This is a genomic window from Salibaculum sp. (genome assembly GCF_035270045.1).
Classification (GTDB): domain Bacteria; phylum Pseudomonadota; class Alphaproteobacteria; order Rhodobacterales; family Rhodobacteraceae; genus Salibaculum.
Map to the genome: position 1 here is coordinate 1 of NZ_DATFIP010000073.1, position 26,631 is coordinate 26,631.

At 64.6% G+C, this 26,631-nt stretch carries 30 protein-coding genes, 1 tRNA gene and 1 pseudogene; 10 read left to right on the forward strand and 22 right to left on the reverse strand.

Annotated elements, in window-relative coordinates; all coding sequences use genetic code 11:
• From VJ897_RS12145 to miaB, 6 genes and pseudogenes are all read right to left on the reverse strand, one after another.
• Positions 1 to 300, reverse strand: a pseudogene (locus VJ897_RS12145) (magnesium/cobalt efflux protein); the annotation flags it as partial.
• Between the two features lie 51 nt (positions 301 to 351).
• Entirely contained in the window at positions 352 to 834 is a 483-nt protein-coding gene (ybeY, locus tag VJ897_RS12150) for an rRNA maturation RNase YbeY (RefSeq protein WP_324055935.1), read from the reverse strand.
• 72 nt (positions 835 to 906) lie between these two features.
• Complete coding sequence (locus tag VJ897_RS12155; protein WP_324055936.1) at positions 907 to 1,917, reverse strand: PhoH family protein; 1,011 nt, start codon at positions 1,915 to 1,917, stop codon at positions 907 to 909.
• Between the two features lie 159 nt (positions 1,918 to 2,076).
• Positions 2,077 to 2,349 (reverse strand): hypothetical protein, encoded by a 273-nt coding sequence (locus tag VJ897_RS12160; RefSeq protein WP_324055937.1) that lies wholly within the window; start codon positions 2,347 to 2,349, stop codon positions 2,077 to 2,079.
• Between the two features lie 57 nt (positions 2,350 to 2,406).
• Positions 2,407 to 2,982 carry an OmpA family protein gene (locus VJ897_RS12165; protein ID WP_324055938.1) on the reverse strand — a complete coding sequence of 192 codons (576 nt, stop codon included), beginning with the start codon at positions 2,980 to 2,982 and terminating at the stop codon, positions 2,407 to 2,409.
• 216 nt (positions 2,983 to 3,198) lie between these two features.
• Complete coding sequence (miaB, locus tag VJ897_RS12170; protein WP_324055939.1) at positions 3,199 to 4,536, reverse strand: tRNA (N6-isopentenyl adenosine(37)-C2)-methylthiotransferase MiaB; 1,338 nt, start codon at positions 4,534 to 4,536, stop codon at positions 3,199 to 3,201.
• 118 nt (positions 4,537 to 4,654) lie between these two features.
• Between miaB and VJ897_RS12175 the strand changes: the two genes are divergently transcribed.
• Positions 4,655 to 5,518: a hypothetical protein gene (locus VJ897_RS12175; protein WP_324055973.1), complete on the forward strand. Its 864-nt coding sequence runs from the start codon at positions 4,655 to 4,657 to the stop codon at positions 5,516 to 5,518.
• A 19-nt stretch (positions 5,519 to 5,537) separates the two neighbouring features.
• Here VJ897_RS12175 and VJ897_RS12180 read toward each other — a convergent pair whose 3' ends face one another.
• Positions 5,538 to 5,987 carry a hypothetical protein gene (locus tag VJ897_RS12180; RefSeq protein WP_324055940.1) on the reverse strand — a complete coding sequence of 150 codons (450 nt, stop codon included), beginning with the start codon at positions 5,985 to 5,987 and terminating at the stop codon, positions 5,538 to 5,540.
• 49 nt (positions 5,988 to 6,036) lie between these two features.
• Entirely contained in the window at positions 6,037 to 6,453 is a 417-nt protein-coding gene (gene irrA / locus VJ897_RS12185) for an iron response transcriptional regulator IrrA (RefSeq protein WP_324055941.1), read from the reverse strand.
• A gap of 167 nt (positions 6,454 to 6,620) precedes the next feature.
• Between irrA and fabA the strand changes: the two genes are divergently transcribed.
• The gene (fabA, locus tag VJ897_RS12190; protein ID WP_324055942.1) at positions 6,621 to 7,130 is read left to right on the forward strand and encodes a bifunctional 3-hydroxydecanoyl-ACP dehydratase/trans-2-decenoyl-ACP isomerase; all 510 of its coding nucleotides are present in this window, start codon (positions 6,621 to 6,623) and stop codon (positions 7,128 to 7,130) included.
• Between the two features lie 349 nt (positions 7,131 to 7,479).
• On the opposite strand, the gene VJ897_RS12195 is transcribed toward fabA, so the two are convergent.
• Positions 7,480 to 8,229, reverse strand: coding sequence for a DUF1013 domain-containing protein (locus VJ897_RS12195; protein WP_324055943.1), 750 nt, complete (start codon positions 8,227 to 8,229; stop codon positions 7,480 to 7,482).
• A gap of 131 nt (positions 8,230 to 8,360) precedes the next feature.
• On the opposite strand from VJ897_RS12195, the gene VJ897_RS12200 reads away from it, so the two are divergent.
• Entirely contained in the window at positions 8,361 to 8,990 is a 630-nt protein-coding gene (locus tag VJ897_RS12200; RefSeq protein WP_324055944.1) for a ribonuclease T2 family protein, read from the forward strand.
• Here the strand turns inward: VJ897_RS12200 and VJ897_RS12205 are convergent.
• The 3 genes from VJ897_RS12205 to VJ897_RS12215 all read right to left on the reverse strand — a co-directional run bounded on the left by VJ897_RS12205 (position 8,987) and on the right by VJ897_RS12215 (position 11,220).
• A complete protein-coding gene (locus tag VJ897_RS12205; RefSeq protein WP_324055946.1) occupies positions 8,987 to 9,421 on the reverse strand; it encodes a SpoIIAA family protein in 435 nt (144 codons plus the stop codon). The two genes, VJ897_RS12200 and VJ897_RS12205, sit on opposite strands and share 4 nt — an antisense overlap.
• Before the next feature lie 80 nt (positions 9,422 to 9,501).
• Entirely contained in the window at positions 9,502 to 10,470 is a 969-nt protein-coding gene (locus VJ897_RS12210; protein WP_324055947.1) for an NAD(P)H-quinone oxidoreductase, read from the reverse strand.
• Positions 10,471 to 10,524: 54 nt separating this feature from the next.
• Positions 10,525 to 11,220, reverse strand: a complete 696-nt coding sequence (locus VJ897_RS12215; protein ID WP_324055949.1) for a COQ9 family protein — start codon at positions 11,218 to 11,220, stop codon at positions 10,525 to 10,527.
• Between the two features lie 112 nt (positions 11,221 to 11,332).
• On the opposite strand from VJ897_RS12215, the gene rpsU reads away from it, so the two are divergent.
• Positions 11,333 to 11,539, forward strand: a complete 207-nt coding sequence (gene rpsU, locus VJ897_RS12220) for a 30S ribosomal protein S21 (RefSeq protein ID WP_324055951.1) — start codon at positions 11,333 to 11,335, stop codon at positions 11,537 to 11,539.
• Between the two features lie 130 nt (positions 11,540 to 11,669).
• Here the strand turns inward: rpsU and VJ897_RS12225 are convergent, their stop codons facing one another.
• Both VJ897_RS12225 and VJ897_RS12230 read right to left on the reverse strand, forming a co-directional pair.
• Positions 11,670 to 12,269: an exopolysaccharide biosynthesis protein gene (locus VJ897_RS12225; RefSeq protein ID WP_324055952.1), complete on the reverse strand. Its 600-nt coding sequence runs from the start codon at positions 12,267 to 12,269 to the stop codon at positions 11,670 to 11,672.
• 1 nt (position 12,270) lies between these two features.
• Positions 12,271 to 12,729, reverse strand: a complete 459-nt coding sequence (locus VJ897_RS12230; protein WP_324055953.1) for an Lrp/AsnC family transcriptional regulator — start codon at positions 12,727 to 12,729, stop codon at positions 12,271 to 12,273.
• Between the two features lie 131 nt (positions 12,730 to 12,860).
• Here VJ897_RS12230 and ald point away from each other — a divergent pair, with 131 nt between their 5' ends.
• Positions 12,861 to 13,979, forward strand: coding sequence for an alanine dehydrogenase (ald, locus tag VJ897_RS12235; protein WP_324055954.1), 1,119 nt, complete (start codon positions 12,861 to 12,863; stop codon positions 13,977 to 13,979).
• A gap of 62 nt (positions 13,980 to 14,041) precedes the next feature.
• Entirely contained in the window at positions 14,042 to 14,905 is an 864-nt protein-coding gene (gene yghU / locus VJ897_RS12240) for a glutathione-dependent disulfide-bond oxidoreductase (protein WP_324055956.1), read from the forward strand.
• 37 nt (positions 14,906 to 14,942) lie between these two features.
• Here yghU and VJ897_RS12245 read toward each other — a convergent pair whose 3' ends face one another.
• Together VJ897_RS12245 and VJ897_RS12250 are read right to left on the reverse strand one after the other, a co-directional pair.
• Complete coding sequence (locus VJ897_RS12245; protein ID WP_324055958.1) at positions 14,943 to 15,389, reverse strand: YtoQ family protein; 447 nt, start codon at positions 15,387 to 15,389, stop codon at positions 14,943 to 14,945.
• Positions 15,390 to 15,429: 40 nt separating this feature from the next.
• Entirely contained in the window at positions 15,430 to 16,062 is a 633-nt protein-coding gene (locus tag VJ897_RS12250) for a class I SAM-dependent methyltransferase (RefSeq protein WP_324055960.1), read from the reverse strand.
• Between the two features lie 86 nt (positions 16,063 to 16,148).
• Between VJ897_RS12250 and VJ897_RS12255 the strand changes: the two genes are divergently transcribed.
• Entirely contained in the window at positions 16,149 to 17,036 is an 888-nt protein-coding gene (locus tag VJ897_RS12255) for a LysR family transcriptional regulator (RefSeq protein WP_324055962.1), read from the forward strand.
• Here VJ897_RS12255 and pheT read toward each other — a convergent pair.
• The 6 genes from pheT to VJ897_RS12285 form a co-directional block, all read right to left on the reverse strand.
• Positions 17,033 to 19,432: a phenylalanine--tRNA ligase subunit beta gene (gene pheT / locus VJ897_RS12260; protein WP_324055963.1), complete on the reverse strand. Its 2,400-nt coding sequence runs from the start codon at positions 19,430 to 19,432 to the stop codon at positions 17,033 to 17,035. The genes VJ897_RS12255 and pheT overlap by 4 nt on opposite strands.
• A 101-nt stretch (positions 19,433 to 19,533) precedes the next feature.
• A complete protein-coding gene (locus tag VJ897_RS12265) occupies positions 19,534 to 20,358 on the reverse strand; it encodes a type 1 glutamine amidotransferase (RefSeq protein ID WP_324055964.1) in 825 nt (274 codons plus the stop codon).
• Between the two features lie 373 nt (positions 20,359 to 20,731).
• A complete protein-coding gene (gene uvrB, locus VJ897_RS12270) occupies positions 20,732 to 22,939 on the reverse strand; it encodes an excinuclease ABC subunit UvrB (RefSeq protein WP_324055965.1) in 2,208 nt (735 codons plus the stop codon).
• A gap of 61 nt (positions 22,940 to 23,000) precedes the next feature.
• Positions 23,001 to 23,108: a DUF2474 family protein gene (locus VJ897_RS12275; RefSeq protein ID WP_324055966.1), complete on the reverse strand. Its 108-nt coding sequence runs from the start codon at positions 23,106 to 23,108 to the stop codon at positions 23,001 to 23,003.
• Positions 23,108 to 24,109 carry a cytochrome d ubiquinol oxidase subunit II gene (gene cydB / locus VJ897_RS12280; RefSeq protein ID WP_324055967.1) on the reverse strand — a complete coding sequence of 334 codons (1,002 nt, stop codon included), beginning with the start codon at positions 24,107 to 24,109 and terminating at the stop codon, positions 23,108 to 23,110. Before cydB ends, VJ897_RS12275 begins: the two co-directional genes overlap by 1 nt.
• 14 nt (positions 24,110 to 24,123) lie before the next feature.
• A complete protein-coding gene (locus VJ897_RS12285; protein WP_324055968.1) occupies positions 24,124 to 25,536 on the reverse strand; it encodes a cytochrome ubiquinol oxidase subunit I in 1,413 nt (470 codons plus the stop codon).
• A gap of 177 nt (positions 25,537 to 25,713) precedes the next feature.
• Between VJ897_RS12285 and VJ897_RS12290 the strand changes: the two genes are divergently transcribed.
• The 3 genes from VJ897_RS12290 to VJ897_RS12300 all read left to right on the forward strand — a co-directional run bounded on the left by VJ897_RS12290 (position 25,714) and on the right by VJ897_RS12300 (position 26,537).
• Positions 25,714 to 26,025, forward strand: coding sequence for an ETC complex I subunit (locus VJ897_RS12290; protein ID WP_324055969.1), 312 nt, complete (start codon positions 25,714 to 25,716; stop codon positions 26,023 to 26,025).
• 99 nt (positions 26,026 to 26,124) lie between these two features.
• Positions 26,125 to 26,289, forward strand: a complete 165-nt coding sequence (locus VJ897_RS12295; protein ID WP_324055971.1) for a hypothetical protein — start codon at positions 26,125 to 26,127, stop codon at positions 26,287 to 26,289.
• Between the two features lie 171 nt (positions 26,290 to 26,460).
• A tRNA-Arg gene (locus tag VJ897_RS12300) sits at positions 26,461 to 26,537 on the forward strand.
• The last annotated feature ends 94 nt before the right edge of the window (positions 26,538 to 26,631 follow it).

Genomic DNA, 26,631 nt, shown 5'->3' on the forward strand with positions numbered 1-26,631 from the left:
CGTGTAACCGCTTTCGCGGAAGACCTTGACCAGATCCTCCTTCGAGATGTCCAGGGGCACCGCGACAATCTCGGCCTTCGGGATCATAACGTCCTCAACCCGCATCCGCCGCAGGTTGGCTAGACCCGGACGCGACAAGGCCACCGCCTTGCCGTTGGCCTCGCTGGCTTGGGTCTGGGACATGTCAGAAGGGTTGAATGCCTCCACGATGCGATCAAAGAAACCGCGCTGAAGGTGCTGGCTGGTGTCAGGTGGCGCGCTTTGCGCCGCGTTAGAAGACCCGTCGGTGGTGTCGCCCATTTTCTCCTACCGGTGATGGCCCCTGGAAAACGCCGGGCCGGGAAGCGCTCATCACGTATATGGGTCAGGAACACCCAGTTTGCCAAGTATTTCCACCTCCAATCCTTCCATGAGGGTGGCATCCCCGTCACGCTCGTGGTCATAGCCCAACAGGTGCAGCGTGGCATGTACGATCAGATGGGTCACATGCGCCGCCAATGGCTTGGTCTGTTCGGCGGCTTCACGGGCGCAGGTCTCGTGGGCGATGGCGATATCGCCCAGCTCAGGTTCCCGCGGCGGCAGGGGCCGGCCGCCCTCCTCGGGCGCGGCGCGGTCCTCGCCGGGCCAGCTGAGCACGTTCGTCGGCTGCGGCTTGTCGCGGTAATCACCGTTCAGCGCGGCGATGCGCGCGTCGTCGCAAGCAAGAACCGCGATCTCGAAGGCGGCCGGGTCATGGCCCAGGTGCACCAGCGTCGCCCCCGCCGCCCGCTCCGCCAGCAGCGCTAGGTCCAGGACAGCCCAAGCCGGGGCCTCGATCAGGCAATCTGTTGTCATCGGGGCCTCTTATCCCGGTTCAGATCCGCGGGGAATGCCCGTCTTCCGGAACGCGGCCCCATCCTGCCCGTACTAACGCGCCGCGTCGGCGTCATAGGCCTCGATGATGGCGGCCACGAGCGGGTGGCGCACCACGTCGCGGGCCGTGAAATAGTCGAAGGAAATCTTGTCGATGTGGCCCAGGAGCCGTTCGGCGTCATGCAGGCCCGATTGCTGGCCGCGCGGAAGGTCCACCTGGCTGCGGTCCCCGGTGACAACCATGCGGCTGCCCTCGCCCAGGCGGGTCAGGAACATCTTCATCTGCATGGTCGTGGCATTCTGCGCCTCGTCCAGAACGACAAAGGCATTGGACAGGGTGCGCCCCCGCATGAAGGCAAGGGGCGCGATCTCGATCTTCTTTTCCTCGATCAGCTTGGAGACCTGCTTGCCAGGCAGGAAATCGTTCAGCGCGTCATAAAGCGGCTGCATGTAGGGGTCGACCTTGTCCTTCATGTCACCGGGCAGGTAGCCCAGCTTCTCGCCCGCCTCGACGGCCGGGCGAGACAGTATCAGCCGGTCCACATGACCGCCTATGAACATGTTCACCCCCACGGCAACGGCAAGGTAGGTCTTGCCGGTACCTGCCGGACCGATCCCGAAGGCCAGTTCGTTCTCGAACAGGGACCGGACATAGGCTTTCTGGGCGTCGGTGCGCGGCTCGATGATCTTCTTGCGGGTCTTGATTTCCACCCGGGCGTCGGGCAGCAGGTCCAACTGGTCCCCCCTGCGGGGGTCAGTGTCGCGCTCGGCCCCACTCATGCGCATCTCTCGGTCGATGTCCGCGGTTTCGACAGGTCGCCCGGCTTCCAGCCGCTCATAGAGCGACGTGAGGATTTCCGCGGCGGCAAGGCGCATCGACGCTTCGCCGTGAATCGTCAACTGGTTGCCCCGCCGAAGGATCTGAACGCCCGTCTTCGCCTCGATGTCCGCAAGGTGCCTGTCATGTTCGCCGCACAGGTCGATGAGCAGGAAATTGTCCGGAAATTCAAGCACCTCTGACGCGTCTGCGGCGGGCTGGGACGGGGGCGGTGCGGATATGGCCAAGCAAGACTCCTGAACGGTATTTCCCCGATGTTGGCAAGCAGGGCCGGCCAGCGCAAGGGACCTTGGCACAATGTCACATGTTTGAAACGAAAAAGGGCGCGCCGATCCCGCCGCGCGCGCCCCTTCTTGGTATTGTCCGGTAGTGCCCGGCCCGAATGATCAGGGCAGGATGTCGATGAACCCTGTCCTCTGCGGGTCCCGGATCACGGCCCCAGGGGGCAACCGATCGGTACAAACCGGCTTGCCGGTGACAGGGTCGTAACGGGCATTGGCGTAGCCTTCGGCACCGTCATCACCAAACCAGTGCATGCACCCGTCCGGATCAATCGCAATGGACATGGGTCGGTCCGACAGGAGGTCGGTGTTGTTGACCGCGCTGTCGGTGGGCCGGGCCAGCAGACGGGTGCCGTCTGCGGTGGTGGACTGGCCCATCCCGCATGCAGCAAGAGCGGGCGTCAAGGCCAATAGAATGAAATGGATACGCATGACTTACCTCGGCATGTGATAGCAGACGACCTCGACCCGGCGGTTCTGGCGCCAGGCGGTCTCATTGTGTCCGGCGGCAACCGGACGCGTCTCGCCGAAGCCTTCCTCGACCTCGATGAAGGCCCCGACCGAGCGCGCCACCGAGGCGACCGTGCCGGCACGACGCTCCGAGAGGGCCTGGTTGTAGGCATCCGAGGCACGCTCGTCAGTGTGTCCGTAAACGGCGTAGGAAAAGGCGCCTTCGGACCGGAAGAACCGTTCAAGCACTTCTCGCTGACCCGGCTTGAGATGATGGCTGTCAGTGTGGATCAGCGTGTCCGTCGACTCGGTCAGGCAGCTTTCTTTCTGAAGGCACAGCGGGCGCCCGGTTTCGGGGTTGAAACGGGTGGTCATGTATCCCTCGAGCCCACCGTCCGCCCACCAGTGCATACAGCCGTCGCGGTCGACGAAAATACCCCATTCGACCTGGCCCGACACCACGACCTGGTCCTGCGCGGCGGCGGGCTGCACCAGCGTCATGGCGGCAAGGGCAGCAGCAGCCAACCCGGCCGGGATCGCCTTTGCGTTTCTCGTCATCATTCTTGCCACTCCACTATCCCCCGAAATTCAATCCTGTGCAGACCGCGCGGCGGCCCGGCACGCACTGCAGCCGTGTTACGGTATCTTCTAATAAAAGACACAATCTGGTCAAACTTAAACGCGTTTTGTCCAGATTTCGTGTCGCCCTACGCGACAGAGCGCCATTTTGCCACGCATTGTTCCCCAAAGAATGGGTTTACAAGGCCCGGGCACAATTCACGGTTGCACCACTTCTTGCGCGGTCACAAGTTCGCCGGCCAGGGAATTCGGCGCGCTCTGCGTGATCCTGACCCGGCGGATCTGCCCCGGGACAATATCATCGGCGGAGACATGCACGGCGTGCAAGTGTTCCGACTTGCCGACCATCTGCCCTGCCATCCGGCCGGGCTTCTCGAACAGGACCGAAACCTCGCGCCCCACCATGGCTTCCTGCTGGGCGGTCTGCTGCGCGGTGATCCGTTCCTGCAAACGATGGAGCCGTGCGCTGGCGACCTCCGGATCGACCATCTTCGCGGCCTTCTCGGCCGCGGGGGTGCCGGGCCGCGGCGAATACTTGAACGAGAACGCCGTGCCGAAGCCCGCCGCACGGGTGATCTCCATTGTGTCTTCGAAATCCTGTTCGGTCTCACCGGGGAAGCCGACGATGAAATCGCCTGACAGGTGCAGATCGGGCCGCGCGGCGCGTATGCGCTCGATCAGGCGCAGGTAGTCCCCGGCAGTGTGCTTGCGGTTCATCGCCTTGAGAATACGGTCCGAGCCGGACTGCACGGGCAAATGCAGGTAGGGCATCAGCTTGTCGCAGGTGCCATGGGCCTCGATCAGGGCCTCGTCCATGTCGTTGGGATGGCTGGTGGTGAACCGGATACGGGCCAGCCCGTCGATCTTGTCCAGCTCCCAAATCAGCCCAGCGAGGCCTTGGGCATGTCCGTTGTAGGCGTTCACGTTCTGGCCCAGCAGCGTGATCTCGCGCACGCCGGCCTCGACCAGATCCCGCGCTTCGCGGATGATCCGGTCCGCGGGACGGCTGAGCTCTGCGCCGCGGGTATAGGGCACAACACAGAAGGAGCAGAACTTGTCACAACCTTCCTGCACAGTCAGGAAGGCTGTCGGGCCGCGCCCGGCTTTGGGGCGCCTCTTGAGCTCTTCGAACTTGTCCTCTTCGGGAAAGTCCGTATCGAGCGCCTTGCCGCCCTGCGCCAGGGCCTCTTCCATCGCCGGAAGGCGGTGATAGCTCTGCGGACCGACCACGAGGTCGACCATCGGCTGACGACGCATGATCTCTTCGCCCTCGGCCTGGGCAACGCAGCCGGCAACACCGATCTTCAGGTCCGGGTTTTCCGACTTGAGCCCCTTGTAGCGGCCCAGCTCCGAATAGACCTTCTCGGCCGCTTTTTCCCTTATATGGCAGGTATTTAGCAGGATCATGTCCGCGTCGTCGGGGCTTTGGGTTTGCTCATAACCCTTGCCGCCCAGCGCCTCGACCATGCGCTCGCTGTCGTAGACGTTCATCTGGCAGCCATAGGTCTTGATAAAGAGCTTCTTGGGCGCGGACATAAAGGCACTTTCAGGGATGGGACCAATCTTGTTGAGCGTCATATCGCGCATAAGGGGCGCTTGCAATGAAAGGCGTTTTGCCGGAGTTTGACCGCGATCGGGCAAGACCATGGGCAATATGCGGTATTCGTCGCTTTCCGACTTCATCTCCAAGGGGCGACAGGCCCTGGCCAAAGGCCCGGTGGCACTTGTCATGGCCGAGGACGAGGTCGAGTTGGACAGCACGATCCGCCACAACCTTGATGCGGGGTTCAAGGCGGTGGTGGTTTTTGCCATGCCCCATTTCACCCTGGCCGGGGATATCGTCGAACGGGTTCATCGCATCGACTACGCGACCTCCGACGAAAGCGCGCTTGAACGCGCGGTCAACGCGGTGATCAGCGCGGCCGGACCGATCTGGATCTACTATTGCTACAACGCCGAATACCTCTTCTATCCCTTCTGCGAAAGCCGCACGGTGAGCGAGATGCTCGCCTTCAACACCGAGGAGCGGCGCGACACGATCCTGACCTACGTGATCGACCTCTATGCCGGCGACCTCGGCCAACACCCCGGCGCCGTCTCTCTGGAGGATGCCCACCTGGACAAGTCGGGCTATTACGCATTGTCGCGCAAGGACCGCTGGAACAACGACCTGGACCGCCAGATGGATTTCTACGGCGGGCTGCGCTGGCGCTTCGAGGAGCATATCCCCAAGCCGCGCCGCCGGATCGACCGAGTGTCATTGTTCCGAAACAAGCCGGGGCTGGAGCTTCTGCCCGGCCACCTATTCAACGATCCCGAGTACAACACCTACTCGTGCCCTTGGCATCACAACCTTACCGCAGCCGTGTGTTCGTTTCGCACGGCCAAGGCGCTCAAGCGCAACCCGGGCAGCACCTTCGACATCGAGACTTTCCGCTGGCACAATTCGGTGCCTTTCGAATGGCATTCGCAGCAGTTGCTGGACCTTGGCCTGATGGAGCCGGGGCAGTGGTTTTGACGGATACCTCGGGCCAGGGTCAGGCCGGGGCGCAATCGCCCCGCAAGGCCCCGCGGCGATGCAAAGAACTGTAGGGCCAGTCGCCGGGATCACGCACCAGACCCGCCCGCACCGGGGCGCCCAGCAGGAAGCGCCGCCGGCCAGCAATCGCCGCGGCAGGCACCTCGGCCAAGGTCATCTCGCGGTCCCAGACCGGTCCATCTGCGCCCGCGTGGCGTGCAAAACCCACCTGGATAGCGCGCAGGGTCGGACCCGGGTCCTCGCCCGGCAAAAGGCGGCAGAGCAGATGCATCTCGGCGGGCAGGACCGTGGCGGTGTCGATCTCGGCCCCGGTGCGAAGGCGCGCGAGCGCGACACAATCGCGCAGCAGGCTGATATGCCGAACCAGTAGGTCCGACGTGGCATCTGCCAGTCGCATGGTCACTGCGAAATGGGTGAAGAACGGGGTGGTAACAGGCGGCTGGATCATGGCACCAGCATCCGCCGGGAAGGTTAACGGCCGGTGAACAGCCGCAGCTTCAGCTCTTGCGCAAACGGATCACCACATCGACCGAGGCGATTTCAGCCCCTTCCGGCGCATCGGGCAGGCTGGCGATGCTCAGTTCGGCCGAGGGAGCATCGGACAGGTGCCCGTCCTCTTCCCAGTAGAAATGCGGGTGATCGCTCATGTTCGTGTCAAAATAGCTCTTGGACCCGTCCACCGTGATCTCGCGCAACAGTCCCGCGTCACAAAAAGCCTTGAGCGTGTTGTAGACAGTGGCAAGGGACACCCGCTCTCCCGCGCGCTCGACATCGGCGAACAGGCTTTCCGCCGTAACATGGCGATCCTTGCCGTCGCCGACAAGAAGCTCGGCCAAGGCAAGTCGCTGCCGGGTCGGGCGCAGGCCTGCGCCCGCCAGCCAGGTGCTAGTGCGTTCTGTTGTCATCTCGGTCATTGGGCAACCCGCCTACATTTCCAAGATTAATATGGCCGATTGCGAACAGTTTTCAATAGTAAAGCACTGTTCGGCAGGGCGTCAGCACCCTCGGGCCCCGCACTTGCCCTTGCGCACGTCCGGGTGCTAGACGCCTTGGCAAGCACTGACCAGGAGATCCCCAGAAAATGACCGACCTTCCGCGCAGCTTCGATCGCGATGACCTTCTCAAGTGTGCTCGCGGTGAATTGTTCGGACCCGGCAACGCGCAATTGCCCGAGCCACCCATGCTGATGATGGATCGGATCACCGATATCAGCGGCGACGAGGGGCTGCACGGCAAGGGCCATGTGGTGGCGGAGTTCGACATCACGCCCGATCTGTGGTTCTTCGAATGCCACTTTCCCGGCAACCCGATCATGCCCGGCTGCCTTGGGCTGGACGGACTGTGGCAGCTGACCGGCTTCAACCTCGGCTGGCGCGGTTGGCAGGGGCGCGGTTATGCCTTGGGCGTAGGCGAGGTCAAGCTGAAGGGCATGGTCCGCCCGGACCGCAAGATGCTGACCTACAAGGTGGATTTCACCAAGGCCGTGCAAAGCCGCCGCCTGACCATGGGCGTGGCCGACGGAATCGTCGAGGCTGATGGCGAGATCATCTACGAGGTCAGCGACATGAAAGTCGCGCTCAGCGAGAGCTGACGCTACCAACTCCGACCATGCCTTGTTTCTGGCCGGCGTCGGGTTTTCAGCCTGATCATGTCGGCGCGCGCATCGTCGGATTCACCGGGGTTTTGGGCAAGAGATCCGACATCCTGACCTTCGGTTTTCGAAAGATGTCCCACACCATCCGGCAGGCCTGAAGCTGTCTCGGGACCAGCTTCATCGCAACGACTGGTCATTGGTATCTTCGTTCTATGTGACCTCCGCGACGGGACCTGCCGTCTGCCCTCCTGTCCGCCGCGACTCATCAACCGGCCCGCACAGATCCTCAAAAGAAAGACCCCCGGTCCGTTCGGACCGGGGGCCGGGTCACCCAGCAGGGGCGGGATCAGTCCTCGTCGTCGTCGCCGTCATCGTCGGGCAGGTTGAAGAAGCTGTCGGCGTCGGGCGTGGGTTCCTCCTTGTCCTCTTCGTGATCGACATTGGACAACGAGAAGGTTTCCAGCCCTTCGATCGCCGTGGGCATCCGCGGCTCGGTATCGGCGGCAAGGCTCTGCTCGGTCGAGACCAGTTTGCGGCGCTCGTCATCCGACATGACCTCACCGTCCTGGGCGCGCTTGGCGTTGGCCTTCTGGACGGCGGCGTCCAGCTCGGACTGCTTGCACAGGCCAAGCGCGACCGGGTCGATGGGTTCCATGTTCGAGATGTTCCAGTGCGTCCGCTCGCGGATCGACTGGATTGTCGGCTTGGTGGTCCCCACCAGTCGGGAAATCTGCGCATCGGTCAGTTCGGGGTGGAACTTGACCAGCCAGAGGATCGAGTTGGGTCGGTCCTGGCGCTTGGACAGCGGGGTATAGCGCGGGCCGCGACGCTTTTCCTCACCCTCGGCGGCGGGGTTGTGCTTGAGCGTGAGCTTGTGCAGCGGATCCGCCTCGGCGCGGTCGATCTCGTCCTGGGTCAACTGGTTGTTCGAGACGGGGTCGAAGCCCTTGACACCGGCGGCCACATCGCCGTCCGCGATGCCCTGCACCTCCAGCTCGTGCAGGCCCACGAAATCGGCAATCTGCTTGAAGGTCATAGTCGTGTTGTCCACCAGCCAGACGGCGGTTGCCTTGGCCATGATCGGTTTGTCAGCCATGTTCTCGGCTCCTTCGCGAATACATCTTTCCCCTGCCCCGGATGGGGCGACCCGTGTTGCGGATCAGGTTCTCTTTTTCGGGGAACTCGGCCGTTGTATAGTCGTGGCAAGACCACATGGAAAGCCCCGAAATGCTGAGACTGATCCTTGTCCTTCTCATTGTTTCCGGCCCACTGCGCGCCGGGGGCAACGCGGGCGAGTTCGACTATTATGTAATGGCCCTGAGCTGGTCGCCCAACTGGTGCGCGCTCGAGGGGGAAAACCGGGATTCCCCGCAATGCGCGCCCGCGGCGGATTTCGGCTGGGTGCTGCACGGCCTCTGGCCGCAATACGAACGCGGCTGGCCGGATTACTGCACAACGGGGCATCGCAACCCCTCGCGGGCGGACACCGCCGCACAAGCCTGGCTGTTCGGGACCGCCGGGTCGGCTTGGCACCAGTGGAACAAGCACGGGCGCTGTTCGGGCCTGTCGGCCGACACCTATTACGACCTTTCAGCCACAGCCTATGCCCACGTCACCCGGCCAGCCGTCTTCCGGGACCTGCAAGACCCTGTCCGCCTGCCCGCCGCGGTGGTCGAAGAGGCCTTTCTGCGCGACAACCCGGCTCTGTCCGCCGATCAGATCACGATCACCTGCCGGTCTGGCCGAATCCAGGAAGCCCGAATCTGCCTGACCCGCGATCTCGATTTTCGCGACTGTGGCAAGGACGTGCGGCGCGATTGCGCGCTGGACGACGCCCTGTTCGCCCCGGTCCGCTAGGAGCGTGGCGTCGTCACCCTGCCCGTCGCATCTACGTTGTAGGGCTCTTCAGGTGGCGCGTTGCTGGCAATCCATGTTTCCGCCTCCGATTGCTGGTCGAGAGGGAAGGCCCTGACCGGCGCGCGCACCAGCGGGCCGAAAACACTGACCGCGCCGCGAATCCAGCCGACATCGGTCACCACGGCAATCCGCGCGAAATCGTGCAGGTGCTGCAGGCCCAGCCGCGCATCGTCCCAGGCGGCCCCGGCGGTAAAACCCTCGAAGTCCTCGCCCAGCAGGTAGAACAGCTTGGCCTTGCCTTCTTTCGCGACCATCGCCTCCAGCGCGGGCTCAAGCGTCGTGTCGTAGCTATCACCGTCGATCCGCCCGTGGGCGGCAATGGCCAGCACGTCGTCCGGGTAACCGGACAGAATTTCAAACGATCCGGACATGTGATCCTCCTTCGCCGCTTTGTCCCAGCCTAAGGGATCACGTGGGGCGCACCTTGATCTGTCGCAAGGCCCGATCCGGATCAGATCCTGAGGACGATCTTGCCGATATGGGCGCTGCTTTCCATGCGAGCGTGGGCGGCGGCGGCCTCTTCAAGCGGGAATTCGAGGTCCATGACCGGGGCGATGCGGCCACTGTCCAGCAACGGCCAGACACGGTGGCGCAGCGCGCGGGCGATCCCGGCCTTGGCCTGGTCGGACTGCGGGCGCAGGGTCGATCCCGTTATTGTCAGCCGACGCATCATGACCTGAGCGAAGTTCAATTCGACCTTCGGACCCTCAAGAAAGGCGATCTGCACCAGCCGACCCTCGTCGGCGAGCGCCTTGACGTTGCGGGGCAGGTAGTCGCCGCCCACCATGTCGAGGATCAGGTTGGCGCCGCCCTCGCCCTTGAGCACTTCGACGAAATCCTCGGAGCGATAGTTGATCGCGCGCTCGGCGCCCAGATCGGTACAGGCGCGGCATTTTTCGTCCGATCCCGCGGTGGCAAAGACGCGGGCGCCCATGACATGGGCCAGCTGGATCGCCGTGGTGCCGATGCCGGAGGTGCCGCCGTGCACCAGGAATCGCTCGCCGGCTTGCAGGTCGCCGCGGTCGAACACGTTTGACCAGACGGTAAAGAAGGTTTCGGGCAGACAGGCCGCCTGTTTCAGCGACATGCCATCCGGGACCGGAAGGCAATGGGCGGCGGGCGTAACCACCTCCTCGGCATAGCCGCCACCGGGCAGCAGGGCGCAGACCTTGTCACCCACGGACCAATCCGTGACGCCGGCGCCAATGGCGCTGACCTCGCCCGCGGCCTCCAGTCCCGGCAGGTCCGAGGCGCCGGGCGGGGGATTGTAAAGCCCCGCCCGCTGCAGCGCATCGGGGCGGTTCACCCCGGCATGGGCCACCCTGATCCGAACCTCCCCCAAGCCGGGCTGCGGCACGTCACGGCTGGCTGGTGTCAGGACTTCGGGTCCGCCGGGTTCACGAATTTCGACAACGCGCATGGAGCCTCCTGTTGACTGGACCCAGACTTACCGCAGGGAATTGCCGGTACAAGCCTAGCGAGGCTCGGTCCAGCGTCCTGGCAGGTCATCGGGCGCACGGCGCGGTGCCCTGATCCGAGTGGCCAGCTTGCCCAGCGGCACGGTCAGCGGCTTGAGCAGTGGGTTGTCGTTGATGGTCGCCTTGACCTTCTCGAAACGCATCACGTCCTCGATCCGGCGATCGATGAAGGCATCGGTATCCATGTCATCGGGGCTGGTGTCGCCCAGCCAGAACAGCACCACCGACCCATAGACGGCCGAGAGCGTCGCGCGCTTGGTATACCAGTTGGCATCCTCCGAGGTGTCGCCAAGCGCAGTCCAGATCGCGTCGGCGGTGCCCCAGATCAGGCCCGAGCCCTCGGGCGCCATGTGCGGCAGGGCGAAAAGCGCGGTCCCGCGGCGCACAGCCTCCTTGTCGCCGGCGGCCTGCAGCCGCAGGCGGATCGCATGGGCGACCTTTTCGCGAAAGCGCATCTGCATCAGGTCGGCGGCGTCCAGCATCTCGACCATGCGCTGGTCACCCTCCCGGTGGAACAGGACGGCCAGGTCCACCGCGCCGCGCGGGCACAGCAGACGGGCCTTTTCCAGCGGTATGTCGACATCGGAACAGGCGGCGCGAAAGGCCTGCTCGCTCCAGCCGTCAAAGACGACATGAGGCACGATGGACTCCAGCAGCTTGATGGTCTCGGCGTCCGGCGCGGGATGGTGCATGGGGGCCTCCTGTTCAATCTCGTCCACCCTAGACAAGGTAGCGGGACTTTGCTATCCGGCCACTTCCTGCAAATCCTTGCAACCCCAACCCTAGAAAGGTGGTGACAACCACATGCAGGTAAGCGTCCGTGACAACAACGTCGATCAGGCTCTCCGTGCCCTGAAGAAGAAACTTCAGCGCGAAGGCGTCTTCCGCGAAATGAAGCTGCGTCAGCACTTCGAGAAGCCGTCCGAGAAAAAGGCACGCCAGAAAGCCGAGGCGATTCGCCGTCAGCGCAAGCTCGCGCGCAAGAAGGCCCAGCGCGAAGGTCTGCTGTAAGCAGCCCCCGGCCCGTGCCGAGAGGAAATGACGACCCCCGTGGCCCCGCCCCGGGGGTTTGTCGTATCAGGTGCAGGCTGCCGCCATCGTGGCGCCACCCGCCGGGCGGTCTTGCCGCGGCCGGGCGGTCCTAGCCCCCGAAACTGGTCAGCACGTAGATCGGGATCGCCGAGGCCATGGCCATGAACCCTGCCCCCACGAAGACAAGCAGCCCGTCGCGGGCGATGAAGGCCACCGAACAGCTCAGCACCGCCATCCCGAGGATGGACGACGAAAAGGGCACCAGTTCCAAGAGCGGCATCGACGCGCCCGAGACCACGCACATGGCCTTTGGCAGACGGTCACCGGGTGGCTGTACCAGCACCCGGAACCTGTCGCGCGACACACGGTCAAGCCGGTCGGCCAAGCCGTGCATCCGCTGCAGCGCCGCGTGCAACTGTGACCGGCGCACGTGGCGACGCAACAGCACCTCGGGCAGCCAGACCGACCGCCGCGCGAACAACATCTGCATGGCAATCAAGGCGATGGACAACCCGCATATCGTCGAGAACAAAGGGATGCCCGACAGCGGTGAGACCACCAGGAGCGAAGGCACCATCAGGGCGGGCACGAAAGAGGTCGGCCCGAACGCGTGCAGCATCATGCCCAGCGTGATCGGGTCCGCGTCGCCCAGCGCCTCGAGGCGCTCAATGGTGTCGCGCACCGGCTTGGTGGTCCTCACATGGTCCATGTCAGAGCGGCAGCGCCGTGGTTTGTCGTACCGTGCGCAGGGCGAAGGAGGACTGCATCCCCTGCACGCCGGGCAGGCGGGTCAGGGCACGGCGGTGCAACCTTGCAAAATCCTCGGCATCCTCGGCCACGACCTTGAGCAGGTAGTCCGCCGACCCTGCCATCAGGTGGCATTCCAGAACTTCCGGCACGCGGGCGACGGCCTTCTCGAAAGCATCGAGCAAGTCGTCCGCCTGTGCCGAGAGTGTGATCTCGACATAGACGATGGTCCGCCGGTTGACCTTGGCCGGGTCCAGAAGCGCCACGTAACCGCTGATATAGCCATCCCGTTCAAGCCGCTGCACCCTGCGATGGCAGGCCGAGGGGGACAGGTTCACCGCCTCGGAGAGTTCCGTGTTGGACAGCCGCCCGCGGCGTTGCAGGGCGTTCAGAAGGCGGCGGTCCGTCTCGTCGAGCGACATGCGAGAATTTCTCCCGAAAAAGCACCGGTTCGCGCAATCATGTATCGCCCTCACGCGGGAATGGCAAAGAAATCCCCAAGCATTTGCATTGCATCGGCGCGATCCTGCATCACCGAAAGAGGAGGAACGCGATGCACATCGGATGCCCCACCGAGATCAAACCGCAGGAGTTTCGCGTCGGCCTGACCCCGAACGCCGCGCGCGAGGCCGTGGCCCATGGCAATGATGTCACCGTGCAATCGGGGGCCGGGCTGGGCGCAGGTTTCACCGACGCGGATTATCACGCCGCCGGGGCCCTTACTGTCGATACGGCCGAGGAGATCTTCGCGACTGCCGAGATGATCGTGAAGGTCAAGGAACCCCAGTCCGACGAACGCGCGAGGCTGCGCGAGGGGCAGGTGCTCTTCACTTACCTGCACCTCGCCCCCGACCCTGACCAGACCCGGGACCTTCTGGAAAGTGGCTGCACCGCCATCGCCTATGAAACCGTGACAGACCGCAGCGGGGGCCTGCCCCTTCTGGCGCCCATGTCCGAAGTCGCCGGAAAGCTCGCCCCGCAGGTGGGCAGCTGGACCCTGCAGAAGGCCAATGGAGGGCGCGGCGTCTTGCTGGGTGGCGTGCCCGGCGTCGCCCCGGCCCGCGTTGCGGTCATCGGTGGCGGAGTGGTCGGCACCCAGGCCGCCCGGATCGCCGCGGGCATGGGCGCCGATGTGACAGTCCTCGACATGTCCCTGCCCCGCCTGCGCTATCTCGACGATACCCTGCGCGGCGAATTCAAGACCGCCTATGCCTCCAAGGGCAATACCGCCGATGCGGTGGCCGAGGCCGACATGGTGATCGGGGCGGTGCTGATTCCCGGCGCCGCCGCACCCAAGCTCGTCACCCGCGAACAGCTCTCGACCATGAAGCCCGGCGCCGCGCTGGTGGACGTGGCCATCGACCAGGGCGGCTGTTTCGAGACTTCGCATGCAACCACCCATGCCGACCCGGTCTACGAGGTCGACGGCATCATGCACTACTGCGTGGCAAACATGCCCGGCGCGGTGGCGCGCACCTCGACCATCGCGCTGGGCAATGCCACCATGCCATTCATGCTGGCCCTGGCCGACAAGGGCTGGCGTCAAGCCTGCGCCGAGGACGAGCATCTTCTGAACGGGCTGAACGTTCACGCGGGTCAGCTGACCTACTACGCGGTGGGCAAGGCGTTGGGGATTGATGTCATTTCCCCACAGAAGGTTGTGCGCGGGTGAACCTTGTATAGGCGTCACGGCTGGTTACCTTCCCGGTAGCACGGAATTGACAGGAGCCCCCGATGACCGACACCTACACCCCGCCCCGGGTCTGGACCTGGGAGAGCGAGAATGGCGGACAGTTCTCCAAGACAAACCGCCCGATCGCCGGCCCCACCCACGACAAGGAGTTGCCGGTCGGCAAGCATCCCTACCAGCTCTATTCGCTGGCCACGCCCAACGGGGTGAAAGTCACGGTGATGTTCGAGGAACTGCTGGCCGCGGGTCATGCCGGTGCCGAATACGATGCCTGGCTGATCAATATCGGCGAGGGTGACCAGTTCGGGTCGGGCTTCGTGGACATCAACCCGAATTCCAAGATCCCGGCGCTGGTGGACCGCACCGGCCCCGAACCGCTGCGCGTGTTCGAGAGCGGCTCGATCCTGGTTCACCTGGCCGAGACCTTCGGCACCTTCCTGCCAGCCAGCGGCCCGGCGCGGGTCGCGGTCATGAACTGGCTGATGTGGCAGATGGGCAGCGCGCCCTACCTGGGCGGCGGCTTCGGCCACTTCTACGCATATGCGCCCGAGAAGATGCAGTATCCCATCGACCGCTTCGCGATGGAGACCAAGCGTCAGCTGGACGTTCTGGACCGCGAACTGGCCGACAGAACCTTCATCGCGGGCGAGGACTACACCATCGCCGACATGGCCATTTGGCCCTGGTATGGTCAGATGGCCCTTGGCCGGATGTATGATGCCGCCGAGTTCCTGGACGTCACCAGCTACGAGAACCTGATGCGCTGGGCCAAGCGGATCGACGCACGGCCGGCAGTACAGCGAGGCCGCATGGTCAACCGCCCATTCGGCGAGCCCGCGATGCAACTGCACGAACGCCACGACGCAAACGACTTCGAGACGAAGACGCAAGACAAGATCGGCGGCTGAGGTCCGCGCGGGCGCGGTTCCCCGCGCCCGCTGGCGACTACCCGGGCAATTGCCCGGTCAGGACGTAGCGCAGGATCTGCACCACCTGCGCCGGCTCGCGCGCCACGGCAAGGGCGGCGGCATTCACTTCCTTTAGGGCATGATCATGATCAGGCTGCTGCAGCACGATCAGGGACTTGCCCAAAGCTGCCGCCTGGCCCGCGTCAAATGCAGCGTTCCACTGTTTGTATTTTTCGCCGAAACGCACGACGACCACATCCGCATCGGCGATCCCCTTGCGGGTGCGGATGGCGTTTACCATGGCGCCCTTGTGATCGTGCCAGTACTTGTCGTCCTCGGCACCGAGGATCGCGACACCGCAGTCATCCGAGGCGCCGTGATCGGTGACAGGGCTGTCAAAGGCGACATCCAGCCCCTTGGCCCCGTCGATGATCTGTTCGCGCCAGTCGGTGTGGATTTCCCCGGACAGATAGACTTTCAACATATCGTTCTCCCTTCGTGATCTGCCGGGAGTGTTAACAGCGTCAGCGCTTGCGTGCCACGATGTAGCGGCTCATCGCGGGGCCCGTGCTTGTCTCGATCACCTCGAAGCCGGCGGCCTCGATGGAGTTTTCCAGCCCGTCGAACCGGAAGGATCGTACAAAGGGCGCAAGACGGACCAGCCGCATCAGCGGGATCATGGCGCGAAACGCGAAGCGGCGCACCCCGATCGAGGGCTCGGCCAGGCACACCGTCTTCGAGATGAAATGCCCGCCCGGCGGCAGGGCCGCGTGTATCCTGTTGAAGAGGTCTTCGACATCGCGCAGCAGGTGCAAAAGGTTCAGTGCCAGCACCACGTCGACCGGCCCCGCCGCGACCATGCCCTCTTGTGCGGTTGCGGCGGTGAACGTGATATTGTCAACGGCCTCCGCCGCGGCCTTGTCCCGGGCGATGCGGATCATTTCCGGCGAGATGTCGGTGCCGTGGTATTGCGCCACGGCACCGGCCAGCAACAGCCCGGTCGACCCGGTGCCGCAGCCCAGTTCGAGGACACGGTCGGTCGGCATCAGGTAGGACCGGGTGCGGTCCAGCGTGTATTCATAGGCCGGTATGTCCTTGATCGGCGCGGAGGCGTATTTCTTGGCGCTGCGGTCCCAGAAGCGCGCGGTATCTGTCATGTCAGTTTCTCCTTCTACCAACACAATACTGGCGAATAGCTTGCGCCGGAATTGACGAAATTCGAAGTCTATATATACAGAAATGCATGGATTACCTGTCCCGCCTTGACTGGAACCATCTGCGCGCATTCCTCGCCACGGCCGAGACCGGTTCGCTTTCGGGGGCAGCCAAGGCGCTGGGGCTGACACAGCCGACGCTCAGCCGCCAGGTTTCGGCACTGGAGGATCAGCTCTCGCTGCTGCTGTTCGAACGGGTAGGTCGGGGCCTTGCCCTGACGGGCAACGGAAAGGACCTTCTGGCCCATGTCCGCGAGATGGGTGCGGCGGCGGATCGGCTGGCCTTCAGCGCGATCGGCCGGCAATCCGAGGTCTCGGGCCGGGTCAGCATCTCGGCCAGCGATATCCTGTCCCACAACATCCTGCCAGATGTCGTTGCGGATCTGCGCCGGCTTGCACCGCAACTGGCCATCGAGGTGGTCGCGACGAACCAGCTGTCAGACCTGCTGCGCCGCGAGGCCGATATCGCCATCCGCCATGTCCGCCCCGAGCAGCCCAACCTGGTGGGGCGACGGGTCAGAGAGGCGCACGGCCTGTTCTATGCCGCCTCCGATTACCTCGACCGCCGCGGCCACCCGACAACGCCCGAGGCCATGGCCAAGCTGGACTGGGTGGCCTTCGGCGACCCAGCGTTGATGTGCGGCCATATCCGGGCGATGGGCGTTCCGGTCACACCGGACAGTTTCGTCGTGCACTCGGAAAACGGGATCGTCGCCTGGGAAATGGTCTGTCATGGGATGGGGATCTGCCCCATGGACGACGTCATCGCCGCGAAGGAGCCGCGCGTCGTACCGGTACTTCCCGACCTTCTGGAGGTCGATTTCCCGGTCTGGCTGGTCACCCACCGGGAAATCCACAACAGCCCGCGCATAAGGCTGGTCTTCGACCACTTGGCAGCGGTGCTGGCGCGGGTCTAGCCGCGCAGCTCGCCGCCCGTGGCCTTTTGCACCTTTTCGACGATCCGGGCGCTGACGGCCTCGATATCCTTTTCGGTCAGGGTCTTTTCGCTGGGCTGCATCCGCACGGTAATCGCGAGGGATTTCTTGCCCTCGCCCAGGGACCCACCGATGAATTCGTCAAAGACCCGCACGTTTTCGATCAACGCCTTGTCGGCCCCGGCCGCCGCATTCACCAGGGTCAGCGCCTCGACATGGGCCTCCACCACGAAGGCGAAATCCCGTTCGACCGCCTGAAGGTCCGGCACATGAAGGGCACCCCGGCTCGCGGCCGCCTTGCGCGGCAGCGGGATTTCATCGGGCCAGAGCGTGAAGCCCATGGCAGGGCCTTTCACGTCCAATTCGCGCAGCACCCTGGGATGTATCTCGCCGAAGACACCCAGCACCTTTTTCGGGCCAAGACAGATCTTGCCGTGCCTGCCCGGATGCCACCAGTCCTCGGCCCCGCGCAGGACCTGCACCTTGGCGGGCGCGCCCATGGCGGCCAACACCGCCTCGGCATCGGCCTTGACGTCGTAGATGTCCACCGGGCGCGAGGCGCCGTGCACATCCTTGGGCGTGGTGCGCCCGACCAGAAGGCCGGTGACGAGGACTCTCTGCTCGCCCGGCTCGCCGCCGTGAAAGGCATCGCCGACCTCGAACAGGGCCATGTCGGGCATCCCGCGCGCCTGGTTGCGGGCAGCGGCCTGCAACAGCCCGGGCAGCAGAGCGGGGCGCATGTGCGACATTTCGGAAGAGATCGGGTTTTCCAGCATCGTCGCGGCATCGCCACCGCCGAACAGCGTCGCCGCCTTCTTGTCAATAAAGCTGTAGGTGACGCATTCGTTATAACCCAGCGCCGCCGTGGTCCGGCGGGCCATCTGCTCGCGCTTCTGCATGGGCGTCAGCACCGGCGCGGGCACCCCGGCGCGGGGACGCGGCATCGGCGTGCCCTGCAATTTCGTCAGCGACGCGATGCGTGCCACTTCCTCGACCAGGTCGGCCTCGCCCTGCACGTCCGGGCGCCAACTGGGCACATGTGCCATGTCTCCCTCAAGCACGAAGCCCAGCGCCGTGAGCGTTTCGCGCTGGGTCTCGGCGGGAATGTCCATCCCCACCAGCGAGGAACAGCGGTCCGTGTCCAGCGCGTAAGCGCGCGCCATGTCCGGAATCTCGCCCGCCTGCACCACCTCGGAGGCTTCGCCGCCGGCATGATCCACGATCATGCGCACGGCATGGTCCAGACCCTCGGGGGTGAAGTCCGGATCGATCCCGCGCTCGAAGCGATAGCGCGCGTCCGAGTTGATCTTCAGCGCGCGGCCGGTGCGCGCGGTGACGATCGGGTCGAAATAAGCCGCCTCGACGAAGACATTCACCGTCTCGTCGGTGCAGCCCGTGCGCAGCCCGCCCATGACCCCGGCAATGCTCTCGGGGCCTTGCGAATCGGCGATCACGGTCGCCCCCGCGGGGAAGGTGTAGTCCTTCTCGTCCAAGCCGGTCAGGGTCTCACCCCCCTTGGCGCGGTAAAGGCGCAGAGTGCTGCCAGTGATCTTGTCGGCGTCGAAGACGTGAAGCGGGCGGTTCAGATCATAGGTAAACCAATTGGTTACATCCACGAGAAAGGAAATCGGCCGCAAGCCGATTGCCTTGAGCCGCTGTTGCAGCCAGTCCGGGCTGGGGCCGTTCGTCACCCCCCGGATCAGGCGCCCGAAGAAGACAGGGGCCTGATCCAGGGTATCCGCGTCGATGGACACCGATACCGGGCATTGGAAAGTGGCCGGAACCGGGTCGACCGACAGCGGCTTGAGTGTGCCCAGTCCCCGCGCAGCCAGGTCGCGCGCGATACCGTGCACGCCCAGAGCGTCCGGCCGGTTCGGGGTAATCGCGATCTCGATCACCGGGTCGACCTTTTCCGGCGCGTTCGCAGCCAGCCAATCGGTGAATCTCTGGCCCACCTCACCCGAGGGCAATTCGATGATCCCGTCGTGTTCGTCAGACAGTTCCAACTCGCGCTCCGAAGCCATCATGCCATGACTTTCGACACCGCGGATCTTGCCCACCGACAGGGTCGTATCAATGCCGGGCACGTAGTCGCCGGGCTTGGCCAGAACGACGGTGATGCCCGCGCGGGCGTTTGGGGCGCCGCAGATGATCTGCCGCTCGCCCTCGTCGGTGTCCACCATGCAAACGCGCAGGCGGTCGGCGTCGGGGTGCTGCTCGGCCGATTTGACCTTGGCCAGAGTAAACGGCTCCAGCCGCTCGGCCGGGTTCTCGACCCCCTCGACCTCGAGGCCGAGATCGGTGAGCGCCGCGCATATCTCCGCGACGGAAGCGGTCGTTTCGAGATGTTCCTTCAACCAGGACAGCGTGAATTTCATGGGGTCCCCGGGGGCATGATGGCACTTGCCGCGCGGTGTAGCGCATCCCCCCGCCGGGGAAAAGCGCCCAGTGTTGCGCCCGGTGAAAGGGGATGGTCACATCAGGTCATGACGCGGCCACGCGGCAGGCTTACGCCGTGCGGGCCCACCGACGCGCGGGCCGTCACGAGGTCGAGCCACGCCAGAAGTTCCGCACTCCGCGCAGGGGTCTGCAGAGCCTCGGGCGTGGTGCCCAGCCGGGCCGCAGTCAGGCGGTCCTCCGCGGCACAGGCCAGGTCCGCGACCAGCGCCGCGTGACAGGCAAAGATCGAGCCCGCAGCGGTCAGGTAGCCCCCCAAGGCGGCCAACGACAGTTCGGGGTGATACTGCGTCGCCCATATGCAGATCCCATCGGCTTCGAAGGCGAAGGCCTGCACCGGGGTATGCGCATTGCCCGCCATGAGCGTGGCGCCGGGGGGCAAATCTGCGACCTCGTCACGGTGCACGCAGGGCGCACTGAACGAGGCCGGGCGCTGCGCCATCATTGGGTGGCCGCGCCCCTCGACCGTCAGGGCCATGTTCCGGGCGATACCCACTTCCGGCCCTTTGGGATTGGCACGCAGGCGACCGCCCAGCATGACGGCGGCAAGATGCATCCCGTTGCAACTGCCCCAGATCGGTTTGCCAGTGGTCATGGCGCGTTCCATCGCCGCCCAGAGCGGTGTCGCCTCGGGGTCGGAGACGGCCCAGGGCTCACCCGATCCGGTAAAGACGATACCATCGGCCAGCAGGTCCATGGCAGACAGCGGCGCGGCATAGGGATTGACGACCGACGTGGTCATGTTCGGGGCAAGGGCGGCGAAGGTCTCGACAAAGCCATGCGCGCCCGACAGACCGCGGGCGACGGTTTCCGGCGTGTTGCCTTCGACAATCAGCACATGGGGCATGGCGCGGCTCCATCACGGTAAGGGATGAGGAAAACTAGCGCCGGGCAGCCGGGGCGGCGGTATCATGCGCGACAGCCCATGCGCCATTTGCGGCCCCGGGGGGCGCGATGCTGCATGGCAGGTGTTGCGCATGGCGTCGGGCGATTGGCCAAACACTCGGGTTGAAATCGCGTTGACCCGCCCCCTGCAGACCCGCCGTACGGAGCGGCGGGGTTGAGATTTTGCTGCATAACAGACTCTCTATTCCGGTGAGCCCCGTCGAATGCCGGACGGACGGCCGAAGCAGCCGAGGTCTGCTGGGTAGACTGGTCCTGCTATTTGGCGGGCGTCTGCGCCAGGAAGGAACGTGAAGCTCACGCGTGGAAACGGCGCCTCACTTCTTGCCCTTCCGTCCTGCATTTCCCCCACGCTGCCCCGGCCGCCCGGCCGTTGACCGGCCCTCTGCCTTGGCGGCCTCGTCCACGGCCTTCTCGACCGCCTGTTGCCGGGCCAGGGGGTCGTCGGCCACCGCCAGGTCAACCGCTTCAAGGCGCTTGACCTCGTCGCGCAGGCGAGCGGCTTCCTCGAATTCCAGGTTCTCGGCTGCCTTGCGCATCTGCTCGCGCAACCCGTCGAGGTGGGCCTCCAGGTTGGCGCCGTGCATGGGCTTGTCCACCTTGGCCGTCACGCGGTTCATGTCCACGTCGCCCTTGTAGAGGCCCTGCATGATGTCCTCGACGTTCTTGCGTATCGTCTCGGGGGTGATGCCGTGTTCGGTGTTGTAGGCGATCTGCTTGTCCCGGCGGCGGTTGGTCTCGCCCATGGCCCGTTCCATGCTGCCTGTGACCCGGTCGGCATACATGATGACCCGGCCTTCGGAATTACGCGCCGCGCGCCCGATGGTCTGGATCAGCGAGGTCTCCGAACGCAGGAAGCCTTCCTTGTCGGCATCGAGGATCGCCACCAGCCCGCATTCGGGGATGTCCAGCCCCTCGCGCAGCAGGTTGATGCCCACCAGCACGTCGAAAGCGCCAAGTCGCAGGTCGCGCAGGATCTCGATCCGCTCGATCGTGTCGATGTCCGAATGCATGTATCGGACCTTGATCCCCTGTTCGTGCAGGTACTCGGTCAGGTCCTCGGCCATGCGTTTCGTCAGGGTCGTGGCCAGCACGCGATAGCCACTGGCGGCGACGCGGCGAATCTCGTCCAGCAGGTCGTCGACCTGGGTTTCCACCGGGCGGATCTCGACCTCGGGGTCCAGCAGGCCGGTGGGGCGGATGACCTGTTCGGTAAAGACGCCGCCGGTCTGTTCCAGCTCCCACTTGGCGGGGGTGGCCGAGACAAAGACCGATTGCGGGCGCATGGCGTCCCATTCCTCGAATTTCAGCGGGCGGTTGTCCATGCATGACGGCAGGCGGAACCCATGTTCGGCAAGCGTGAACTTGCGCCGGTAGTCGCCCTTGAACATGCCGCCGATCTGCGGGACCGAGACGTGGCTTTCATCGGCAAAGACAATGGCATTGTCTGGGATGAACTCGAACAGGGTCGGCGGCGGCTCGCCCGGGGCGCGGCCCGTCAGGTAGCGCGAGTAGTTCTCGATCCCGTTGCAGACACCCGTGGCCTCCAGCATCTCGATGTCGAAATTCGTGCGCTGTTCCAGCCGCTGCGCCTCCAGCAGCTTTCCCTCGCCCACCAGCTGGTCCAGCCGCTGGCGCAGCTCTTTCTTGATGCTGATGACGGCCTGCTGCATCGTCGGCTTGGGGGTGACGTAGTGCGAATTGGCGTAGACGCGGATCTTGTCGAAAGTGCCCGTCTTTTCGCCCGTCAGCGGATCGAATTCCGTAATCGTTTCCAGTTCCTCGCCGAAGAAGGACAGCCGCCAGGCGCGGTCCTCCAGGTGGGCGGGGAAGATCTCCAGGCTGTCACCGCGAACCCGGAAGGTCCCGCGCTGGAATGCCTGGTCGTTGCGCTTGTATTGCTGGGCGATCAGGTCGGCCATGACCTGCCGCTGATCGTATTCGCCCCCCACCTTCAGGTCCTGCGTCATGGCCCCGTAGGTTTCGACCGACCCGATCCCGTAGATGCAGGAGACCGAAGCGATGATGATCACGTCATCACGCTCCAGCAGCGCCCGGGTGGCCGAGTGGCGCATCCGGTCGATCTGCTCGTTGATCTGGCTTTCCTTCTCGATATAGGTGTCCGACCGCGGCACATAGGCCTCGGGCTGGTAGTAGTCGTAATAGCTGACGAAATACTCCACCGCATTGTCGGGAAAGAAGTTCCTGAACTCGCCGTAAAGCTGCGCCGCCAGCGTCTTGTTCGGGGCCAGGATGATGGCCGGGCGCTGGGTTTCCTCGATCACCCGGCCCATCGTGAAGGTCTTGCCGGTGCCGGTTGCCCCGAGCAGAACCTGGTCGCGCTCACCCTCGGCCACGCCTTGCGACAATTCCGCGATGGCCGTGGGCTGATCCCCGGCCGCGCTGAACTCCGTCTGCATGACGAAGGTTTTTCCACCCTCCAGCTTTTCGCGGCTGCGCACGTCCTCGGCCGGGTTGGCGAGGTAGGTCTCGGGATCGGATCGGTCGGTCAGGGCGTAGGGCATGGGGCGGCTCTCCTCGCGGGCTGTGACAGACTTGATCCCTTTTCCGCCGGGTTCAACCCGCTCAGGTGATCATCAGCCGGATACCGTAGGCCAGGACGACCAGAACCGTGACCGATGCCAACCAGAGGCCGACAAACCATGCCATGCGCTTGAGCAGTCCCGGGCGCATCAGTGATACCCCGCGTCCGGGTCGACCTTGCCGCGAAAGACCCAATAGGCATAGGCGGTATAGCCCAGTATCATCGGCACCAGGACAACCGTGCCCACCAGCGCGAAGGCGAGGCTCGAGTCCGGGGCAGCGGCCTGCTCGATCGTCAGCGCGGGTGGCACCATCATCGGGTAGAAACTGATACCGATGCCGACGAAACTGACCACGAAGAGCGCGAGGCTGGCCAGAAAGGGCGCATGATCGCCGTTTGTCGCCAGGCCACGGAAAAGGTACATCGCGGCGACGAAGAGCATCACCGGCACCAGCGCCGAGTAGAAGGCCGCCGGAAACCTGAACCAGCGGTCGAAATAGACGGGGTCCTGAAACGGGGTCAGCAGGCTGACCAACCCGATCAGGCCAAGCGTGCCCATCGCCAGCGGCCCTGCCCGACGCCGCATGGCGGATTGCAGGTTGCCCTCCGTCTTCATGATCAGCCAGGTCGCGCCCAGCAAGGCATAGCCGACCACCAGCGCCATGCCGGTCAACAGCGAAAACGGCGTCAGCCAGTCCCACGAGCCGCCCGCATAGGCCCGGTCGGCGACCTCGATCCCCTGCACAAGCGCCCCCAGCGCGATGCCTTGGGTGAAAGCGGCAAGCGTTGATCCCCCGATGAAGGCCGCGTCCCAGACCCGGCGCCAGCGTGTCGTCCGCCAGCGGTACTCGAACGCCACGCCGCGAAAGACCAGCGCCAGCAGCATCAGGATGATCGGCATGTAGAGCGCGGGCATCACCACCGCGTAGGCCAGCGGGAAGACCGCGAACAGGCCGCCGCCGCCCATGACCAGCCAGGTTTCGTTCCCGTCCCAAACCGGCGCGACGGAATTCATCATGACGTCGCGCTCATTCTCGTCGCGGGCGAAGGGAAACAGGATGCCGACGCCCAGGTCGAACCCGTCGAGGATGACGTAGGTGAGCACGGCGAAGGCGATGATCCCCGCCCAGATCGTTGCAAGATCGAACATGGCTCAGTCTCCTTTCAGTTTCCGGGCACGACGTCTGGGTCGACCTGCGCGGCCGGCGTGATGCCGCTTGTGCGCAGCGGGCCCTCGGTGGTCGGGTCAGGCCCCGTGTCACCTGGCGCCTTTGTCATCAGGCGCAGGATGTAGAAGGTGCCCGCGCCGAAGATGAAGAAGTAGACAACGATGAAGACCAGCAGCGACGTCGCCACGGCAGGCGCCTCGACCGGGGCCAGGGACTCGGAGGTGCGCATCAGCCCGTAGACCGTGAACGGCTGGCGGCCGACCTCGGTCGTCACCCAACCAGCCAGCACGGCGACGAACCCGGCCGGCCCCATGGCGACGGCGGCGCGCTGCAACCACCGGCTGTCGTAAAGCCCACCGCGCCAGCGCCGCCACAGGCTCCAGGCGCCGAGGCCCAGCATGGCAAAGCCGAGGGCGACCATGACACGGAAGGACCAAAACACGATTCCCACGGGCGGCTCCTCGTCATCGGGGATGGTGTCAAGCCCGGCCATGGGCGCGTCCCAGTGGTGCTTGAGGATGAACGACGACAGCTTGGGGATCTCGAGCGCGTAGTCGATCTCCTTGTTCTCGGGGTCGGGGATGCCGAACAGGATCAACGGCGCCCCGTCGGGATGGGACTCATAATGCCCCTCCATCGCCATTACCTTGGCCGGCTGATGTTCCAGCGTGTTCAGCCCGTGAATGTCGCCGGCAACAATCTGCAGCGGCGCCACGATGACGACCATCCAAAGGGCCATCGAGAACATCTTGCGGCTGGCGGCGGTGACCCGGCCCCGCAGCATGTGCCAGCCCGCGGCCCCGCCCACGACCAGCGCGGTCGTCAGGTAGGCCGCCAGCACCATGTGCAGAAGGCGGTAGGGGAAGGACGGGTTGAAGACGATCTGCCACCAGTTTTCGGGGACGAATTGCCCGGCTTGATTGATTGAATAGCCCGCCGGGGTCTGCATCCAGCTGTTCACGGACAGAATCCAGGTCGCCGACAGCAGCGTGCCAAAGGCGACCATGGCGGTCGCAAACATGTGCAGCTTCTCGCCCACCTTGTCGCGGCCGAACAGCATGATGCCAAGAAACCCGGCCTCCAGGAAGAAGGCCGACAGGACCTCATAGGCCATCAGCGGCCCGATCACCGGCCCCGCCCGGTCCGAGAACACCGACCAGTTGGTCCCGAACTGGTAGGACATCACGATGCCAGACACCACGCCCATGCCGAAGGCGACGGCGAAGATCTTCTTCCAGTAGTCGAACAGCTGAAGATACGTCCGGTCCCGTGTGCGCAGCCACTGCGCGTTGAGTACCGCAAGATAGCTGGCCAGTCCGATCGAGAAGGCCGGGAAGATGATATGGAACGAAACGGTGAACGCAAACTGCATCCGCGCCAGCGTTTCGGCGGTGAGGGTGTCAAGCATCGGGACCTCCTTCGAAGCGGGGCTTGTCACATCACAGAGCTATAATGTGTTTGCCGGGTCGCAAGGCGCGTGTCATATCCTGCGGCCACTTGCCGCGACGATGGGGATCGTGGCATTCCCCTTGTCGCGTCCTTAGGGATAAGGGATAACAACGCAGTCTTTGATCGAGGATATTCCATGCGCGCACGCATCTATCAGCCCGCACGCACCGCCACGCAATCGGGCAACGCCCGCAGCCAACACTGGGTGCTGGAGTATGCGCCCGCGTCCCGACGCGAGGTCGATCCCCTTATGGGTTGGACCAGCAGCGACGACACCCAGAGCCAGGTGCGTCTGACCTTCGATACCAAGGACGAAGCCCTGGCCTATGCCGATACGCATGGCATCGACGCCATCGTCCGCGAGCCCAAGAAGCGCGCCGCCAACATCCGGCCCAAGGGATACGGTGAGAATTTCGCCACCGATCGCCGCGCTGCCTGGACCCACTGACAGGGCGCCGCCCGGATCGCCGGACGCCACCGCTGGCTCCGGTCCGCCCGGGCACTGACCGTCCGGCGGGCGCCCTGATACCTGGTCTTCCGCGCGTGGATGCCGCCGGCCGAGGCGGTTGACGACGAGGGCGTGGACGACATCGCCACCAGGGTGCTCGAAGTGCGACGGGGCCGCCTCTCGGACGGGTCGGGGCACCAACCAACCCTGGTTCAGTCAACACTCTTCACGGTCCTGGTCGGGGTGCCGCTGACAAGCAGGTAGCGGCTTTGCTGTCTTCGCCCCGTCGCCGGCCGCGCTGGCAGTCTATGTATGCCCCGCCGGCGCAGACGTCCTCGCTTTCACCGCCCTGCCCCTCGCCGCCGCCAAACCTTTCCCCGACAACCATTGAATGCGCTTGCGAAGCCGCATCAGCCCCCGCTAAAAAGCAGCAGCGGTCCCGTAGCTCAACTGGATAGAGCAGCTGACTTCTAATCAGCAGGTTGGGGGTTCGAGTCCTCCCGGGATCGCCAGCGACGGCCGGGCTTACCGCAGGTCATCCCCCGTGCAGCGTCGGCACCTGCAGCGCGCTGAACCCGTAGTGCCGCAGCCAGCGCAGGTCGCTCT

Coding starts and splice junctions, on each gene's coding strand:
- rpsU (WP_324055951.1), top strand. CDS start 11,333: ATGCAGGTAAGCGTCCGTGACAACAACGTCGATCAGGCTCTCCGTGCC.
- VJ897_RS12290 (WP_324055969.1), top strand. CDS start 25,714: ATGCGCGCACGCATCTATCAGCCCGCACGCACCGCCACGCAATCGGGC.
- VJ897_RS12225 (WP_324055952.1), bottom strand. CDS start 12,269: ATGGACCATGTGAGGACCACCAAGCCGGTGCGCGACACCATTGAGCGC.
- VJ897_RS12215 (WP_324055949.1), bottom strand. CDS start 11,220: ATGCACCATCCCGCGCCGGACGCCGAGACCATCAAGCTGCTGGAGTCC.
- VJ897_RS12265 (WP_324055964.1), bottom strand. CDS start 20,358: ATGCCCCATGTGCTGATTGTCGAAGGCAACACGCCGGAAACCGTCGCC.
- ald (WP_324055954.1), top strand. CDS start 12,861: ATGCACATCGGATGCCCCACCGAGATCAAACCGCAGGAGTTTCGCGTC.
- VJ897_RS12245 (WP_324055958.1), bottom strand. CDS start 15,389: ATGTTGAAAGTCTATCTGTCCGGGGAAATCCACACCGACTGGCGCGAA.
- VJ897_RS12195 (WP_324055943.1), bottom strand. CDS start 8,229: ATGGCTGACAAACCGATCATGGCCAAGGCAACCGCCGTCTGGCTGGTG.
- fabA (WP_324055942.1), top strand. CDS start 6,621: ATGACCGACCTTCCGCGCAGCTTCGATCGCGATGACCTTCTCAAGTGT.
- VJ897_RS12180 (WP_324055940.1), bottom strand. CDS start 5,987: ATGATCCAGCCGCCTGTTACCACCCCGTTCTTCACCCATTTCGCAGTG.
- VJ897_RS12295 (WP_324055971.1), top strand. CDS start 26,125: ATGCCGCCGGCCGAGGCGGTTGACGACGAGGGCGTGGACGACATCGCC.
- irrA (WP_324055941.1), bottom strand. CDS start 6,453: ATGACCGAGATGACAACAGAACGCACTAGCACCTGGCTGGCGGGCGCA.
- cydB (WP_324055967.1), bottom strand. CDS start 24,109: ATGTTCGATCTTGCAACGATCTGGGCGGGGATCATCGCCTTCGCCGTG.
- VJ897_RS12275 (WP_324055966.1), bottom strand. CDS start 23,108: ATGCGCCCGGGACTGCTCAAGCGCATGGCATGGTTTGTCGGCCTCTGG.
- VJ897_RS12200 (WP_324055944.1), top strand. CDS start 8,361: ATGCTGAGACTGATCCTTGTCCTTCTCATTGTTTCCGGCCCACTGCGC.
- VJ897_RS12210 (WP_324055947.1), bottom strand. CDS start 10,470: ATGCGCGTTGTCGAAATTCGTGAACCCGGCGGACCCGAAGTCCTGACA.
- VJ897_RS12255 (WP_324055962.1), top strand. CDS start 16,149: ATGGATTACCTGTCCCGCCTTGACTGGAACCATCTGCGCGCATTCCTC.
- VJ897_RS12230 (WP_324055953.1), bottom strand. CDS start 12,729: ATGTCGCTCGACGAGACGGACCGCCGCCTTCTGAACGCCCTGCAACGC.
- VJ897_RS12205 (WP_324055946.1), bottom strand. CDS start 9,421: ATGTCCGGATCGTTTGAAATTCTGTCCGGTTACCCGGACGACGTGCTG.
- pheT (WP_324055963.1), bottom strand. CDS start 19,432: ATGAAATTCACGCTGTCCTGGTTGAAGGAACATCTCGAAACGACCGCT.
- VJ897_RS12250 (WP_324055960.1), bottom strand. CDS start 16,062: ATGACAGATACCGCGCGCTTCTGGGACCGCAGCGCCAAGAAATACGCC.
- VJ897_RS12285 (WP_324055968.1), bottom strand. CDS start 25,536: ATGCTTGACACCCTCACCGCCGAAACGCTGGCGCGGATGCAGTTTGCG.
- yghU (WP_324055956.1), top strand. CDS start 14,042: ATGACCGACACCTACACCCCGCCCCGGGTCTGGACCTGGGAGAGCGAG.
- ybeY (WP_324055935.1), bottom strand. CDS start 834: ATGACAACAGATTGCCTGATCGAGGCCCCGGCTTGGGCTGTCCTGGAC.
- miaB (WP_324055939.1), bottom strand. CDS start 4,536: ATGTCCGCGCCCAAGAAGCTCTTTATCAAGACCTATGGCTGCCAGATG.
- VJ897_RS12160 (WP_324055937.1), bottom strand. CDS start 2,349: ATGGGCCAGTCCACCACCGCAGACGGCACCCGTCTGCTGGCCCGGCCC.
- VJ897_RS12165 (WP_324055938.1), bottom strand. CDS start 2,982: ATGATGACGAGAAACGCAAAGGCGATCCCGGCCGGGTTGGCTGCTGCT.
- uvrB (WP_324055965.1), bottom strand. CDS start 22,939: ATGCCCTACGCCCTGACCGACCGATCCGATCCCGAGACCTACCTCGCC.
- VJ897_RS12175 (WP_324055973.1), top strand. CDS start 4,655: ATGCGGTATTCGTCGCTTTCCGACTTCATCTCCAAGGGGCGACAGGCC.